This window comes from Romboutsia weinsteinii, from assembly GCF_002250835.2.
Classification (GTDB): Bacteria; Bacillota; Clostridia; order Peptostreptococcales; family Peptostreptococcaceae; genus Romboutsia_A; species Romboutsia_A weinsteinii.
Map to the genome: position 1 here is coordinate 1 of NZ_NOJY02000053.1, position 15430 is coordinate 15430.

17 protein-coding genes and 1 riboswitch are annotated in these 15430 nt (G+C 29.3%); of the genes, 12 read left to right on the plus strand and 5 right to left on the minus strand.

Annotated elements, in window-relative coordinates; all coding sequences use genetic code 11:
* The coding region (locus CHL78_RS20860; RefSeq protein WP_158540723.1) for a hypothetical protein at positions 1-333 on the plus strand (333 nt) is incomplete at its 5' end.
* A 74-nt stretch (positions 334-407) separates the two neighbouring features.
* On the opposite strand, the gene CHL78_RS16885 is transcribed toward CHL78_RS20860, so the two are convergent.
* Positions 408-578, minus strand: a complete 171-nt coding sequence (locus tag CHL78_RS16885; protein WP_094369314.1) for a 4Fe-4S binding protein — start codon at positions 576-578, stop codon at positions 408-410.
* 160 nt (positions 579-738) lie between these two features.
* Here CHL78_RS16885 and CHL78_RS16890 point away from each other — a divergent pair, with 160 nt between their 5' ends.
* Complete coding sequence (locus tag CHL78_RS16890; protein ID WP_094369315.1) at positions 739-1650, plus strand: transglycosylase domain-containing protein; 912 nt, start codon at positions 739-741, stop codon at positions 1648-1650.
* Positions 1651-1661: 11 nt separating this feature from the next.
* The gene (locus tag CHL78_RS16895) at positions 1662-2081 is read left to right on the plus strand and encodes a DUF3785 domain-containing protein (RefSeq protein ID WP_094369316.1); all 420 of its coding nucleotides are present in this window, start codon (positions 1662-1664) and stop codon (positions 2079-2081) included.
* 52 nt (positions 2082-2133) lie between these two features.
* Here CHL78_RS16895 and CHL78_RS16900 read toward each other — a convergent pair whose 3' ends face one another.
* A complete protein-coding gene (locus CHL78_RS16900) occupies positions 2134-2778 on the minus strand; it encodes an SIMPL domain-containing protein (RefSeq protein ID WP_094369317.1) in 645 nt (214 codons plus the stop codon).
* A 119-nt stretch (positions 2779-2897) separates the two neighbouring features.
* Between CHL78_RS16900 and CHL78_RS16905 the strand changes: the two genes are divergently transcribed.
* The 4 genes from CHL78_RS16905 (at position 2898) to buk (ending at position 8517) form a co-directional block, all read left to right on the plus strand.
* Positions 2898-4775: a sigma 54-interacting transcriptional regulator gene (locus CHL78_RS16905; protein ID WP_094369318.1), complete on the plus strand. Its 1878-nt coding sequence runs from the start codon at positions 2898-2900 to the stop codon at positions 4773-4775.
* Positions 4776-5007: 232 nt separating this feature from the next.
* Positions 5008-6792: an indolepyruvate ferredoxin oxidoreductase subunit alpha gene (gene iorA, locus CHL78_RS16910; RefSeq protein WP_094369319.1), complete on the plus strand. Its 1785-nt coding sequence runs from the start codon at positions 5008-5010 to the stop codon at positions 6790-6792.
* A 1-nt stretch (position 6793) separates the two neighbouring features.
* Positions 6794-7393 (plus strand): indolepyruvate oxidoreductase subunit beta, encoded by a 600-nt coding sequence (locus tag CHL78_RS16915; protein ID WP_094369320.1) that lies wholly within the window; start codon positions 6794-6796, stop codon positions 7391-7393.
* A gap of 32 nt (positions 7394-7425) precedes the next feature.
* Complete coding sequence (gene buk, locus CHL78_RS16920) at positions 7426-8517, plus strand: butyrate kinase (RefSeq protein ID WP_094369321.1); 1092 nt, start codon at positions 7426-7428, stop codon at positions 8515-8517.
* A 59-nt stretch (positions 8518-8576) separates the two neighbouring features.
* On the opposite strand, the gene CHL78_RS16925 is transcribed toward buk, so the two are convergent.
* Both CHL78_RS16925 and CHL78_RS16930 read right to left on the minus strand, forming a co-directional pair.
* On the minus strand, positions 8577-8885 hold the full coding sequence (locus tag CHL78_RS16925) for a DUF1540 domain-containing protein (RefSeq protein ID WP_094369322.1): 309 nt from the start codon (positions 8883-8885) through the stop codon (positions 8577-8579).
* Between the two features lie 66 nt (positions 8886-8951).
* Positions 8952-9380 (minus strand): hypothetical protein, encoded by a 429-nt coding sequence (locus CHL78_RS16930; protein ID WP_094369323.1) that lies wholly within the window; start codon positions 9378-9380, stop codon positions 8952-8954.
* A 165-nt stretch (positions 9381-9545) separates the two neighbouring features.
* Here CHL78_RS16930 and CHL78_RS16935 point away from each other — a divergent pair, with 165 nt between their 5' ends.
* Positions 9546-10754 carry a pentapeptide repeat-containing protein gene (locus CHL78_RS16935; protein ID WP_094369324.1) on the plus strand — a complete coding sequence of 403 codons (1209 nt, stop codon included), beginning with the start codon at positions 9546-9548 and terminating at the stop codon, positions 10752-10754.
* 104 nt (positions 10755-10858) lie between these two features.
* Here CHL78_RS16935 and yidA read toward each other — a convergent pair whose 3' ends face one another.
* The gene (gene yidA / locus CHL78_RS16940; RefSeq protein WP_094369325.1) at positions 10859-11671 is read right to left on the minus strand and encodes a sugar-phosphatase; all 813 of its coding nucleotides are present in this window, start codon (positions 11669-11671) and stop codon (positions 10859-10861) included.
* Positions 11672-11791: 120 nt separating this feature from the next.
* Here yidA and CHL78_RS16945 point away from each other — a divergent pair, with 120 nt between their 5' ends.
* The 4 genes from CHL78_RS16945 to CHL78_RS16960 form a co-directional block, all read left to right on the plus strand.
* Positions 11792-13486 (plus strand): M3 family oligoendopeptidase, encoded by a 1695-nt coding sequence (locus CHL78_RS16945; protein ID WP_094369326.1) that lies wholly within the window; start codon positions 11792-11794, stop codon positions 13484-13486.
* A gap of 110 nt (positions 13487-13596) precedes the next feature.
* Positions 13597-13705, plus strand: a riboswitch (glycine riboswitch).
* Between the two features lie 92 nt (positions 13706-13797).
* Positions 13798-14169: a GrdX family protein gene (locus tag CHL78_RS16950; RefSeq protein WP_094369327.1), complete on the plus strand. Its 372-nt coding sequence runs from the start codon at positions 13798-13800 to the stop codon at positions 14167-14169.
* A gap of 30 nt (positions 14170-14199) precedes the next feature.
* Positions 14200-15168, plus strand: coding sequence for a thioredoxin-disulfide reductase (gene trxB, locus CHL78_RS16955; RefSeq protein ID WP_094369328.1), 969 nt, complete (start codon positions 14200-14202; stop codon positions 15166-15168).
* A 23-nt stretch (positions 15169-15191) separates the two neighbouring features.
* On the plus strand, positions 15192-15430 hold a 239-nt coding region (locus CHL78_RS16960), incomplete at its 3' end, for a thioredoxin family protein (protein WP_116041619.1).

Here is a 15430-nt window from a genome sequence, read left to right on the forward strand (position 1 = left end):
GATATAGATATACGAGATGAAGAAATTGATATTGGAGAAAAATATAATGCATCTGCTATAGTAAGTATGAAGGTTGAGAATAATGGAGAATATGATGTAGAACTATCTAATATAGATATATATCCTTATCAAGGAGATAAACCAACTAAGTACTTTGTTAGTACTAGTAATGAAAAGATATTAGGATTTATCGGAAATTTAAAAAGTGGAGAAAGTACAGAAATAAAAATGGGCGTAACATTGCATAACACAGAAGAAAAAATGATATTAGAGATTATTAATATTGATGATAGTTCTAATGAAAAAGTAAAAGAAAGTATAAAAATAAAATGACCATAGGATATATTTAATAGCCTATGGTTATTTTTGATAGTTTATATATAATCTATCTTTAACTTATGTATGTATTACTCTGGATTGGGAGCTTCTACAGGACAGACACTGTTACAAGCACCACATTCTATACATATATTTTCATCTATTACGTACTTGTCATCACCAGCTGATATACAGCTAACAGGGCACTCGGGTTCACAAGCACCACAACTTATGCAAGTATCAGATATAAAATAAGCCATAAAATACCTCCTTAATTAATATCTGCTTAATATAATACCCATAATAAGTAATTTATATCGCAATATTTATGTAAAAATATTAGTCATAATCTTACAAATTTGTTCTTTGATTTATTTTATATTACAAGGTATAATTAATTTTATAAACAAGGAGGATAAAATGAGTAACTATAACAATGACGAAAATAAAATAAGAAGAAGAAAAGTAAGTAGTAATAATTTGACTTCTCAATCTATGCCGAGTGAAAATGTAAATATAAAAAAGAATGATGTTAATACGATAAAAAGAGATAGAACTTCAAATATAAAAGAAAATAAAGCTATAAGCAGTAGGGCAAAAAAGAAAAAAGAACGAAAAAAAGCAATGATGATTAAAGCAACAAAAAGCTTATTAGTAGTAATGCTAATAGCTCTTATAGTGGTATCTGCGGCTGGATCGGTACTAGTGTTTTCTGTAACAGCTGGATCACCTAAAGTCACAAAGGAGCTTTTAGAATCAAAATATATAAGCACTGAGGTAGTAAGTAAAGAGGAAATACCAACAAACTTAAAAAATGCTATAGTTGCAATTGAGGACGAACGATTTTATAAGCACAAGGGTGTAGATGTAATATCCCTTGCAAGATCTTTAGCACATAATATATTATCAGATAGTACTCAAGGTGGAAGTACTATTGAAATGCAGTTATCTAAAAATCTTCTAACAGATGATGATAAAAATATGAAAAGAAAAATACAAGATATGTACAATGCTCTACAGATGGACAAGAATATGTCTAAAGATGATATACTAGCTGCATATTTAAATAATATATATTTAGGAAAATCATCTTATGGAGTAGCAACAGGAGCAAAGACATATTTCGGAAAAGATGTAAGTGACTTGTCACTAGCACAATGTGCTATGCTGGTAGGTATTACTAATAATCCTGCAAGATATATGGAGCATAGTCAAGCTAAAAAAAGGCAAGAGACGGTATTATTTAAAATGCATGAACTTGGATACATTACAGATGAAGAGTATAGATTAGCACTAAAAGAGGATGTGCCATTTGTATCAGAAATAGGATAAAGAGGTGTAAAATGAGCGAATACAAATTTAATTATGAAGAACAAGAATATTTATTAAGCGAAAAAAACTGTACTGCTTTAATAAATGATGAAGAAAAGCCGGTTAAAGGAATTAGTGTAAATGATATTATAAATATGATTAATAATGCTAGTGACATTGACTTTGATGTAGAATATTATCAAGAAGCATGTCCAGATTGTTTAGCTGGAGTTAAAGAGAAAGAAAAATTCTTCCCATTTTTAGAATATCATTTCTACATATTCACTAAAGATGGAAAGTATGTGATAAGTGATATTAGCAAGGAATATGAAGGTTTATCTTTTAATAAGTTATCTAGACAAAATAAAGTAGATGATAGTTATATTGTAAGCATAATAGCATGTAAAAGTTGTCAAAGCTATATAATACAAATAGAAAATTGTACAGTTTAATAGTAGGTAGGGATATGATAAAAGTATATATTTTATCATATCCCTTTTATTTTTAGTATTGATATGTTGAGAAGGATGCTTCTATTTCTGCTGAAATACTTACATAGCCAGGAAGTGAACCAGATGTATAATTGCCTTCTTCATAAGAAGGATATGTAATTGAATATAGTGAAGATGTATTTTCTCGTATTTTATAAGGTACGGGATTGTATTTTACACCAAAATTTCTAGCTAATATAGATGCTTTAGATACAGCATCTTGAGTAGCTTTTTTTAGAGCTCTATTATAATAAGGAACTGAATCCGATAGAGTAAAGTTAATTTTAGCACTATCGTTAGTGCCATTTTTTATGATCAAAGAATAAATATCATTTAATTTTGAAAAGTCATTAACAACTATAGTCAATAGATGAGATACAGTATAAGTAGTTGTAGTATTATCAGAAGAGTTTGGATTTTTAGTTGCAGATACATTCATATCATAAATATTTTCTTTTTGAATTTTATAATCATCCAAACTCTTTAAAATAATATTATAAACTTCATAATTTTTATCACGGGCTTCTTCTAAACTTGTACCTTCTGAAACAATACTTGTACATATTATAGCTGTATCAGCTAAAACCTCAATGGAGCTTGAACCAAGTACGGATAAGGAGCATTTATCCGTAGGCATTCTCATATTTCTATATTGCATAATAAAACCACCTCACTAAAAAGAAGTATAATCTTTAGACAATTATATTCAGACAACCTGAAATATATGAGATAATATAAGTAACATGGTGCGATATTATACTTGGGGGAGTTGAGAGTTTGAAAAAGGTTATTGGGATTATAGCATCTACCGCTGAACTAAAAGAAAGAATAGAGAGCTTGTATAAAGAAGATGTTAAACAAGGAAATATAATAATAGATTTAATAGATATTGATAAAATAGAGGAACAGGGGAAGATTTTAAAAGATAAAGGAGCACAAGCTATAATAGGAAGAGGCGGAGGGTATAAGTTAATATTAGATACGGTTAATATTCCTATAATACCGTTTAATATGAAAGTAATAGATATACTGAAAGCTATAAAATTAGCAAGTTTGTATTGTAAAAAAGTAGTACTAGTATTAGGATACGATGAAGTATTTTTTAATTACGATGAATACAGAGATTTAATAGATAGTAGCATCAAAGAAGAGTGGTTTAAAAGTAAGTTTGAGATAGAAAGTAAGGTCAGTAAGTATATTAATGAAAAGAACGATGTGGTAATTGTAGGTAGTGGTATAGCGTGTTCTTTTGCACAAAGATATGGAATGGATAGTATATTTATAAACGCTAGTGATGAATCCATACGAGGTGTAGTAGATTACTGTAAAAACTTATTAGATACTTTGGAAGATGAGAAATTTAACAATGAAATTTTAAGAAATACATTAGATGGAATTAAGGATGGAGTAATTGCTACAGATATAAAAGGAAATATAGTTTTATATAATGAAGGAGCTAAAAAAATATTAAAATCTGACAAAAACGAGGTATTTAATAAATATATACTAGATGTGTTTCCAAGTATGGAGTGGCTGGTAGAATGTTTATCTAAAAACATAGAGAGTAAAAGAAAAATTAGATATATTAATGACTTAACTGTAAACACTAGTGGTAAACTAATAAAGATTGATGATGATACTTATGGAGTACTGGGGATTATACAAGATATTACAAAGCTTCAGAATTTAGAGAGAAAGATAAGAATAGACTTAAACAAAAAAGGGATGTATGCTAAATACTCATTTGATGATTTTATATTTAAAGATGAAGTTAGTAAAGAGTTTATTGAAGAAGCAAAAAGTATAGGTGTAAGTGATTATACGGTTCTTCTTTACGGAGAAAGTGGTTCAGGAAAAGAAATTTTAGCGCATAGTATACATAATATAAGTACAAGAAAAAATCAGCCATTTGTGGCTATAAACTGTGCTACAATAGCGGAAAGTTTACTAGAAAGTGAGTTGTTTGGTTATGAAGAAGGTGCATTTACAGGAGCTAGAAAAGGTGGAAAGCTAGGTCTTTTCGAATTAGCCCATGGAGGAACTTTGTTTTTAGATGAAATAAATAGTTTGCCTTTAAACCTCCAAGCTAAGCTACTTAGAGTAATCGAAGAAAGGGAAATAATGAGGCTTGGGTCTGATCGTATAATACCTTTAGATATAAGGATTATTGCAGCAACAAACGAGTTTTTATATGAAAATATTAAACTGGGAACTTTTAGAGCTGATTTATATTATAGATTAAGTAGTTTAGAAATTAATATCCCACCTCTAAGAGAAAGAAAAAAAGATATACTAATATTATTTGATTACTTTGTAAAAGATTTGTTAAAAGAAAAATACTATGAATTGAGTGAAAAGGAACAACTAATATTAGAAAATTATAATTGGCCTGGAAATGTACGAGAACTAAAGAATATTGCACAGAAATATTTTATTACAGGCAAGATAAAGATAAATGAAAATGAAGTAATATCTATAGATCAAGAAGCAAATAAGAATCTTAATGAAGTTAATATTGATATGAAAGCGATTAATAAATACATAGAAGAAAAAATCATAGAAACATTACTTAACCAAGGTCTTACAAAGACTGAGATTGCAAAAATTTTAGGCATAAGTAGGACTGCGCTTTGGAAAAAGTATAATAAAAAGTAATTGTTAATAGATAGTTATAAAAAGTTAACATACTGTTAAGTAAAACTAACAACATTATCATTTGATTTATTTATATATTTAATAAAATATGAAAAATCAAGCTTATTGCTTGATTTTTTTAAGTTAAGGAAATGATTTAATAATAAATAAACAGAATATACAGTAAATTAAAAACTTGGCACTGAATATGCTTTAAATAGATATAAATATTTATATGTGGGGGAATGAGTATATGAAAATATTGATGACTGGTAATGAAGCAATAGCTCGTGGTGCTTATGAGTCAGGTGTAAAATATGCATCTGCATATCCTGGAACTCCAAGTACAGAAATACTAGAAAATATAGCAATGTACAAAGATGATATAGTAGCTGAGTGGGCAAGTAATGAAAAAGTTGCATTAGAAGCTGTCATAGGAGGGTCAATTGCAGGTGCTAGAACTTTAGCATCTATGAAACATGTAGGTGTGAATGTAGCGGCAGACCCATTATTCACATATTCCTACACTGGTGTAAATGGAGGTATGGTACTAGTATCGGCAGATGAACCAGGAATGCATTCCTCGCAAAATGAGCAAGACAATAGGAATTATGCTAAGTTTGCAAAAATACCTCTTTTAGAACCTTCAAGTAGTCAGGAAGCTAAGGACATGATTAAAACTGCTTTTGAAATAAGTGAGAAATATGATAGCCCTGTACTATTTAGAGTTACGACAAGGCTATGTCACTCTAAGGGAATAGTAGAGTGTAATGAAAGAGAAGAAGTAGGTATAAAAGAATATACTAAAAATATTGCTAAAATGGTTACGGTACCAGCTAATTCTAGGCTAAGAAGAATAGAAGTAGAAGAGAGAATGAAAAAACTTGAGGATTTTTCAAATGCAACTGACTTAAATTATTATGAAATTAATAATAACAAAGTTGGAGTCATAGCATCTGGAGTATGTTTTAACTATGCAAAAGAGGTATTTGGTAAAGATGCATCGTATATGAAACTTGGATTTACAAATCCTATGCCTATTGAAAAGATAAAAGAATTTGCTAGTAAGGTAGATAAAATCTACATTATTGAAGAAAATGATAAGTTTATAGAAGAACAGATAAGAGCTAACAATATAGAATGTTTTGGGAAAGATGTATTACCTAGCTATGGTGAGATGACACCAGATGTAATAAGAAAATATATTTTAGACAAAGCTAGTGAAACTATAGATTATGATGAGAGTCTTGTAGTTTCAAGACCTCCAGGATTTTGTGCAGGTTGTCCTCATAGAGGCATGTTTTATGAACTAGGTAAAAGAAAAGATTTAATTATATCTGGAGACATAGGGTGTTACTCACTTGGTTTTGCGGATCCTTATAATGCGATGGATTTTATAGTTTGCATGGGAGCAAGTGCAAGTGCAGGACATGGAGCTCAACAGGTTTTAAATATGAAAAAAAACAACAATAAGAGGGTAGTGGGAATTATGGGAGATTCAACTTTCTTCCACACAGGTGTAAACTCTCTTTTGGATGTTAGTTATAATAAAGGAAACTCTATAACTATAATATTAGATAATAGAATCACAGGTATGACAGGTCATCAACAAAATCCTGGTACAGGATTTACATTACAAGGGGAATCTACTAAAGAGATAGATATAGAACATGTAGTGAGAGCTTGTGGGATAGAAAATATAAAGGTGATAGACCCTAATGATTTAAAAGAAGTAAATAATGCTTTGGATTGGGCAATAGGATTAAATGAATCTTCAGTTATTATTACTAAATGGCCATGTGTACTGAAAAACTTTACAGAAGAAGAAATAAAAGAGTTTAATAATCCTTTTACAACTAAGTGCAAGGTAGATGCTGACAAATGTATAGGTTGTAAGATATGTATAAAAACTGGATGCCCAGCTTTAGGATATGATAAAGATAAGAAATTAGTAAATATAGATAAAAATCAATGTGTAGGCTGCAATGTATGTAAGCAGGTATGTCCTAAAGAAGCTATATTAAAGGAGGGAAATTAAAATGACAAAAAGTATTCTTTTAGTAGGGGTTGGTGGGCAAGGTACAATACTTGCAAGTAAGTTGTTAACTACAGGTTTAATGGAATTTGGGTATGATGTAAAGATGAGTGAAATACATGGTATGAGTCAGAGGGGTGGATCAGTTTCATCTCAAGTTAGATATGGAGAATGTGTATATTCACCTGTTATAGAGTATGGAAGTGCAGATATATTAGTTGCATTTGAAAAGATGGAAGCTCTAAGATGGCTAAAATATCTGAAGCCTGATGGTAATTTAGTTGTAAATAATTATAGAATTGATTCTATGACAGTTTTAACTGGTAAGGCTGAATACTTTGAAGACGAAATTGATAAAGAGCTAGTTAGACTAGAGGCCAATATGATAGATGCAGCTAGCAAAGCAATAGAGTTAGGAAACTCGAAAATTATGAATGTAATATTGCTGGGAAGCTTAGTAAAAACTATGAAATTAGAACATATCAATTGGGAAAAAATAATAAGAGATAATGTAAAAGAAAAGTTTGTAGACATAAATATCAAAGCATTTAATGAAGGACTTAATTTAGCTAAAAATGAGTCAAATCTTGCAAAGAATTTCTAACTATATAAATTTAATATGAAAAGGGGATATATATGGCATTTAAAATATTAGCTATAAATCCAGGATCAACTTCCACTAAAATAGCTGTTTACAATGATGAAAATCCTGTACTTTCAAAGTCAATAGATCATCCAATAGAAGAGATAAGTAAATTTAATAGCATCCAGGATCAATTTGAGATGAGAAAAGATGCAGTTTTAAATACATTGAAAGAAAATAATATAGATATACAAAGCTTAAGTGCAATAGTTGGAAGGGGTGGATTACTTCCACCAGTAAAATCTGGAGCATATTTGGTAAATGATGAAATGATAGATAGATTAAAAAATGATCCTATCCTGGAGCATGCATCAAATTTAGGTGCTATTATTTCTTATGAAATAGCAAAAACAATAGGTATTGATGCATTTATATACGATTCTGTTTCAGTCGACGAACTTATTGATATTGCAAGACCATCAGGAAACTGTAATATGGATAGAGCTTGCTTAAGTCATGCTTTAAATTCTAGAGCGATGGCAATAAAATATTGTAAGGATAATAATAAAAAATATAATGAATCAAATCTTATAGTCGCTCATTTAGGTGGAGGAATAAGTATAAGTGTACATGAAAATGGTAGAATGATAGATATAGTATCTGATGACGAAGGTCCATTTTCACCAGAAAGATCAGGAAGAGTACCTTGTAAAAAACTTATTGATATGTGCTTTTCAGGAAAATATACCCACAATGAAATGTTAAAAATGATACGAGGAAAAGGCGGTATAGTTTCTTATCTAGATACTGTTGATGTTAGAGAAGTTGAAAAAATGATTGAAGACGGTAATGAAAAAGCTAAGTTAATTTATGATGCTATGATATACCAAATAAGTAAAGGTATTGGTGAATTAGCTACAGTGGTAGATGGAAACGTAGATGCAATAATCATAACAGGTGGAATTGCTTATTCAAATAAAATAGTCTCAATGATTAAAAAAAGGGTGAAATTTATAGCACATGTTGAGATAATACCTGGAGAAAATGAACTAGAATCTTTGGCATTAGGAACATTAAGAGTACTAACTAAAGAAGAGGATTATAAGGTATATACTGAAGCTGAAGTAGCAAGATTGAATGCATAGAGTTTACAAAATAAAGCAGAGACTATTTATAATATAAATAGTCTCTGCTTTATTAGATATTATTCACAACAAAATGTTTCGCAACTAGCGTTACCTGCATTGATTTTAACATTAGAAGCCTTACAGCTTTCATTATCATTGTATTTGCAATTATGTGCTTTACAATGTATATTATCTGTTCCTACACAATCGCAATCATTTGAGGAATTAGTGAAACCACATGACTGTCTATCTACATATGTAGAACAACAAGTACAAGATGTAGTATTAGCTTTTTCTCCATCAACTTTTATACTTCCAGAGAAACAAGCACCACCATCATTGTAAGTACAACTTTCTGCAGAACAACTTAAATTACTATTTACCATAATAAAAATACCTCCATATATAAGCGTTAAACTTATTATATGGAGGTATTTTTATTTTATTCATTACTATCTTGGTAAACAATCATAACACATAACCATAACATCAGAAGCGGATTCTCGTCCTAAATTCTTTTTAAGATGATAAACATCTACATTGTCTTTAGAACCGCATATATAGCATTTATGATTACATTCGTCTAAAGTTTTTTCTCTAAATAATTTCCAATGAATAGATTTTAAGTAATCGTCGTATTTTATTCTAAGACATGTCTCTAAAAAGTTTATGTATAAGTCATCTAAGTCAGATAAACTTAATCGAGTGTATTCAGGTTCAAAATATCTACAGCTATCTTTAAGATCGGGCATTGCATCTAAAATTATACATCTTATATCATAACTATAATCTTCACGAGGACCATCTAAAGACATATGAGCACAGAAAGAACAACAATTTTTAGGTAGTTTATCTTCTAAGTCTTTAAGTTTATTATTCATACACAACCTCCAAATAATATATTATAAAAATAAAAGGATTGACTCTATAATTTAACTTTGGGTTTATATATATATATACGAATTGGAAATATTTATGAAGGATTTATTTATATAATAAAGTATTAATTATCAATAGGTATTAAAACTACTAAATTATAGGGTGGTATGATGATAATTGATAACTTTGAGAGAACTAGAAAAATGATAAAACTAGAAATACAAGATAGATTAGATGAAAGTATGCAGGATTACTATTATCAATTAAATTTACATAAAGATAAACACGTTGTAGAAGGTATAGATAGTGAAGAAAATAAAAATAAGAATGTAGATATATTCAAAATAGAAAGTCATACAGTAGATACTTTTAATATTATTGAAAATAAAAAGATATGTACTGATGTAATAAGCTTAAATGAAGAGTTGATGAAAATAAGCTATAGTACATTAAGTTATAATAAATTTACAAACTGTATATTTGATAGTATTAGATTTATAAATTGCACATTTGGTGGTAGCACTTTTGATAATTGTAATTTTAATAATGTGAAATTTGAAGACTGTGACTTCTCAAATGCATCTATAGCCATATTTGATAAAGATACAAAATTTAAAAATTGTTATTTTAAAAATTGTAATATGAGTAAAAGTATTTTCAATAAAATAAGTTTTAGTAAAAATAGATTTATCGAAACGGATTTAAGAGGGACAATATTAAGTGAATGTACAATAAATGATATGTATATAGTAGATTGTGATTGTAGAGCTTTAAAGATAGTAAGTAGCTATATAAACAAAATTGATTTTGAGGATAAGTTTTTAAGTAAGTTAAGCGAAGATACATTTATAGATAGAGTAGAAAAAGATAAGAATGACAACAACTATTATGAAAATACTTTTAAGTTATATAAATCAATTTTTTCTAAGTTTGAGGCGAATAGACTGTTAAGCAATGCAGGTGAGTATTACTATTTATCAAAGCAGATGGAACTTAGGACTTTGTCAGGTATTAGTAAAATAAAGTCGTGTATATTCTGGTTTTTATGTGGTTATGGAGAAAGGCCAACATTTGCACTTATTAGTTCGATAGAGATTGTATTATTATTTACATTAATTTATATGTTTACAGGACTAAACGCAAATGGGGTCGAGATAAATTATAGTATTGATTTTATATTGAAATTACCTATTGGAAGTTTATTTACAGACTTTATGAAGTCATTGTATTTTAGTGTAGTGACTTTTACTACTGTAGGGTATGGAGATATAACTCCGATTGGATATAGTATAATACTTTCAGGACTGGAAATGTTTTTGGGTGTTACAATGGTTGGTGTATGGACTGCCACATTAGCTAGAAAAATAACTAGATAAAATAAACTATAGGTATTGGATATTTTAATGTCCAATACCTATATATAAATTATAAAAAAATAATAATTTGTGTGGATTTTAGATAAGTTGTAAATTAAAATGGACTAATCTAATATAAATTTGTTTATAACCTTAGCAACACCATGGTTATTGTTTGTATCTGTAACGTAGTCAGCTATTTCTTTTATACTTTCACGAGCATTTCCCATAGCAACTCCAAGGCCAGCAAATTTAATCATATGTTGGTCATTTTCTTCATCACCAACAGCTATAGCTTGTTCTATAGGTAAGTCTATAGTATTACAAAGGGCTTTAAGAGCAATTCCTTTATTAGCACCTTTATTTAAAAATTCTAGGAAGAATGGAGCTGACCTTACTATAGTATATTTTTCAAAGAATTCCTTTGGTATTTGAGGAATTATTTCTTCTAGTTTTTCAGGTTGATCTATTATCATAACCTTGCAGAATTTTATACTTTCGTCTATTTCATCTTCAGATTTATAAACGATAGGAATATTATTAAGGTTTGATTCTAATACTGTATACTCACTAGGAACTTCAAATGGAGTTATTACATTAGTTGGAGTGTTTATATGAATATAAGAGTTATGTTTTTTACAAATATCATTGTAAATAACCTTAAAATCTTCTAATTCCATTTCTACATCAGATATTATGTTTTTGTTCTTTACTTCTTGAACTAAAGCACCATTGAAGCAGATAACATAATCACCTTCATCTGTAAGGTTTAATTCTTCTAAAAGAGGAGTAACACCAGGCAGAGGTCTACCAGTTGATAATACAACCTTTGCACCATTTTTCTTAGCTTCTTGGATAGATTTGAAAACTTCTGGAGTAATCTTTTTTTCACTATTTAATAAAGTACCGTCTATATCTAAAGCAATTAATTTATACATTCTATTCTCCTTGATAAGTATTTTAGATAAAATATGATTTACCTATACCATTATAGCAATATCTGCTAAAATTATAAAGAAAAAGAGTACAATATGAGCAAGATGATGAGGAGTGATAACGTGAAATTCAATGATTTTAAATATGAAAGACCTTCTTATGAAGAATTTAGAAAAAGTTTTTTAGAAATAGTAAAAGATATAAATCAATCAAGTTCATCAGAAGAACAAAAGGAAAATATAGATAAATTAAATGTATTAAGAAATGATGTAGAGACAATGTCGACAATTTCATCTATTAGGCATAGTATAAATACAATGGATAGCTTCTATGAGAAAGAACGAGAATATTGGGATGAATATTCTCCGCTTTATGAAGAATTAAATTCAATATTTTATGAGGCAGTAGTAGGTTCTAAATACAAAAATGAACTAATAAAATACTATGGGAAGCAATTTTTTAAGATAGCAGAGTACTCATTAAAGTCATTTTCTTCAGATATAATAGAGGAATTACAAGAGGAGAATAAATTATGCTCAAAGTATACTAAGTTATTGGCATCAGCTAAAATTTACTTTGAAGGTAAGGAAAGAAATTTATCAGGGCTTATGAGATTTATGTCTTCAAAAGATAGAGACATGAGAACAAAAGCATCAAAGGCTTATTATAGCTTCTTTGAAGAAAATGAAGATAAGTTTGATGAGATATTTGATAATATGGTAAAGCTAAGAGACAAAATAGCTAAGAAGCTTAATTTTGAAAACTTTGTAGAGCTTGGGTACATTAGAATGATGAGAACAGACTACAATGCAGAAATGGTAAAAAACTTTAGAAAGCAAGTAAAAGAATATATAGTACCGTTAGCTAATGATATATATAAAAGACAAGAGAGTAGATTAGGAATAGATAAGTTAACTTATGTAGATGAAAATTTTGAGTTTTTAAGTGGTAATGCTACTCCAAAAGGTAGTCCGGAATATATAATGGAAAACGGTAGAAAGATGTATGAAGAACTATCTACTGAAACTAAAGAATTTTTTGATTTTATGATGGAAAATGAGCTTATGGATTTAGTTACTAAAAAAGGTAAGGCAGCAGGTGGATATTGTACATATATTCCAAATCACAAATCTCCATTTATATTCTCAAATTTCAATCAAACATCAGATGATATAGATGTTCTTACTCATGAGGCTGGACATGCATTCCAATTATATATGTCTACATATATTGAAATGCCTGAAATTAACTTCCCTACATTTGAAAGTTGTGAAATACATTCTATGAGTATGGAATTTATAACATGGCCATGGATGGATTTATTCTTTAAAGAAGATACTGAAAAGTACAAGTTCACGCATATGTCATCTGCTATAAAGTTTATACCTTATGGAATTGTAGTTGATGAATTCCAACATCGTATATATGAAAATGTAAGTATGAGTAAAGAAGAAAGAAAGAGCGTGTGGAGAGAATTAGAAAAAGAATATCTGCCTCATAAAGATTATGAAGGATGTGAATTTTTAGAAAGAGGTGGCTGGTGGTTTAAACAAGGTCATATTTTTAAAAATCCATTTTATTATATAGATTACACTTTGGCACAAATTTGTGCTCTTCAATTTTGGAAAAATATAAGAGAAAACAAAGAATCAACTTGGGAAAATTATTTAGATATTTGTAGAGTTGGTGGAACAAAATCATTTTTAGAAATTGTAGAGATAGGAAAATTAAAGTCTCCATTTGAAGATGGATGTGTTGAGAATGTTATAAACTCAATAAAAGATTGGTTAGAAAGTATAGATGATAAATCTTTGTAAAATAAAAATGAAAAATTTAACAAAAATTGCTTGATATCTATATAGAAAAAATATATACTACAAGTAAGAGAAAGAGATAACATCTATAAATAAAAATTAATAATATCCGGGGGAAAGATATGGAAGACTATTTCTAAGGGAAATGACCGAAGGGACAAGTTTAATCTAACACCAAGTAGATTAAATGAAATTCTCAGGTAAAAGAACTGTATCTGGACGGAACTCTGAAGATAATATTGACAGAGAGGACAAATTGGTAATTTGTCTTCTCTGTTTTTGTTTACAATAAATTGAGAAAGAGAGTGTAGAATATGGTAATTATCACAAATAACCCAATGGTTAAAGAAAATATAACTAAAAAGTGTATTTTCTTTAAAGATAAGACATATGTAGAAGTTCTTAAAGAGTGTAGAAAATTAATACATGAGGGTTATGAATTATTATCTCACCCACTATATGGAAGTGTAAAACCTAATGAAACACCTTTCAGAAGTGTAATAATGAAAGAAGGCAAAGCATTAGATTTAAATTCTGTAACATTGATTGAAGAAGCAATAAATACAGCAGAAAAATTTCAGGGAAATAAGAATACACCAAATTGGCCAGAAAAAATCTTAGATGATTTTAGAGTTATTGATTATGACATATTTGATAATACACTAAAGAGAATTCAATACATATAAAATTAATAATTTCTTAGGGGGATTTTAAATATGGAAAATGTATATGATTTAGTGATAATAGGATGTGGACCTGCAGGATTATCAGCAGGACTTTATGGAGCAAGAGCCAAGTTAAAAACACTTATTTTAGAAAAAAGTAAAACTGGGGGACAAATAGTAACTACTCATGAAATAGCTAACTATCCTGGATCAGTACCTAATGCATCAGGACCAAGTTTAATAGCAAGAATGGTAGAACAATGCAAAGAGTTTGGTGCAGAAATGGCCAAAGATAATATAGTAGATGTAGATTTTGAAGGGGATATAAAAGTACTAAAAGGTGAAAAAAATGAGTACAAAGCAAAGGCTGTAATAATAGCTACTGGTGCAACTCCTAAGAAGATTGGATGTCCAGGGGAAAAAGAGCTGACTGGGAAAGGGGTTTCTTACTGTGCGACTTGCGATGCTGACTTCTTTGAAGACTTTGAAGTTTTCGTAGTAGGAGGAGGAGATAGTGCATTAGAAGAAGGGATGTACTTAACTAAGTTTGCTAGAAAGGTTACTATAGTTCACAGAAGAGATGCATTTAGATGTGCAAAGTCTGTAGAAGAAAAAGCAAGAGCTAATTCTAAAATAGAATTTTTATTAGATACAGTAATAGAAGAAATAAAAGGTGATGGAATATTAGAGTCAGTAGTATTTAAAAATACTAAAACTGGTGAGACTCATGAGTACTTCGCTGATGAAGAAGATGGAACTATGGGGGTATTTGTATTCGTAGGTCTTGATTCTCAAACTAAGTTATTTGAAGGCAAAGTAGAAATGGATGAAAAGGGATATATAATAACAGATGCAGATATGAAAACTAATGTAGAAGGCGTATTTGCAGCAGGAGATTGCAGAGTTAAGACTTTAAGACAAGTCGTAACAGCAACTAATGATGGGGCTATTGCTACTATAGTAGCTGAAAAATATATTGAAAAGAAATTTAGCCAAGAACAAGAAGAAGTAACTATGTAATATAAAATAAGGGGGATTTTTAGATGATAAACTTAGATAAAAATACTTTTGAAGAAGAAGTTTTAAAAGGTGAAGGTACAATATTTGTTGATTTCTGGAGTGAAGGATGCGAACCATGTAAAGCATTAATGCCAGATGTTCATCAGTTAGCAGAAACATATGGGGATAAAATAAAATTCTGTGCAATGGACACAACAAAAGCAAGAAGGTTAGCTATAAAAGAGAAAGTATTAGGTCTTCCAACTTTAGCTATATATAAAGA

Coding starts and splice junctions, on each gene's coding strand:
- CHL78_RS16885 (WP_094369314.1), bottom strand. CDS start 578: ATGGCTTATTTTATATCTGATACTTGCATAAGTTGTGGTGCTTGTGAA.
- CHL78_RS16890 (WP_094369315.1), top strand. CDS start 739: ATGAGTAACTATAACAATGACGAAAATAAAATAAGAAGAAGAAAAGTA.
- CHL78_RS16895 (WP_094369316.1), top strand. CDS start 1,662: ATGAGCGAATACAAATTTAATTATGAAGAACAAGAATATTTATTAAGC.
- CHL78_RS16900 (WP_094369317.1), bottom strand. CDS start 2,778: ATGCAATATAGAAATATGAGAATGCCTACGGATAAATGCTCCTTATCC.
- iorA (WP_094369319.1), top strand. CDS start 5,008: ATGAAAATATTGATGACTGGTAATGAAGCAATAGCTCGTGGTGCTTAT.
- CHL78_RS16915 (WP_094369320.1), top strand. CDS start 6,794: ATGACAAAAAGTATTCTTTTAGTAGGGGTTGGTGGGCAAGGTACAATA.
- buk (WP_094369321.1), top strand. CDS start 7,426: ATGGCATTTAAAATATTAGCTATAAATCCAGGATCAACTTCCACTAAA.
- CHL78_RS16925 (WP_094369322.1), bottom strand. CDS start 8,885: ATGGTAAATAGTAATTTAAGTTGTTCTGCAGAAAGTTGTACTTACAAT.
- CHL78_RS16930 (WP_094369323.1), bottom strand. CDS start 9,380: ATGAATAATAAACTTAAAGACTTAGAAGATAAACTACCTAAAAATTGT.
- CHL78_RS16935 (WP_094369324.1), top strand. CDS start 9,546: ATGATGATAATTGATAACTTTGAGAGAACTAGAAAAATGATAAAACTA.
- yidA (WP_094369325.1), bottom strand. CDS start 11,671: ATGTATAAATTAATTGCTTTAGATATAGACGGTACTTTATTAAATAGT.
- CHL78_RS16950 (WP_094369327.1), top strand. CDS start 13,798: ATGGTAATTATCACAAATAACCCAATGGTTAAAGAAAATATAACTAAA.
- trxB (WP_094369328.1), top strand. CDS start 14,200: ATGGAAAATGTATATGATTTAGTGATAATAGGATGTGGACCTGCAGGA.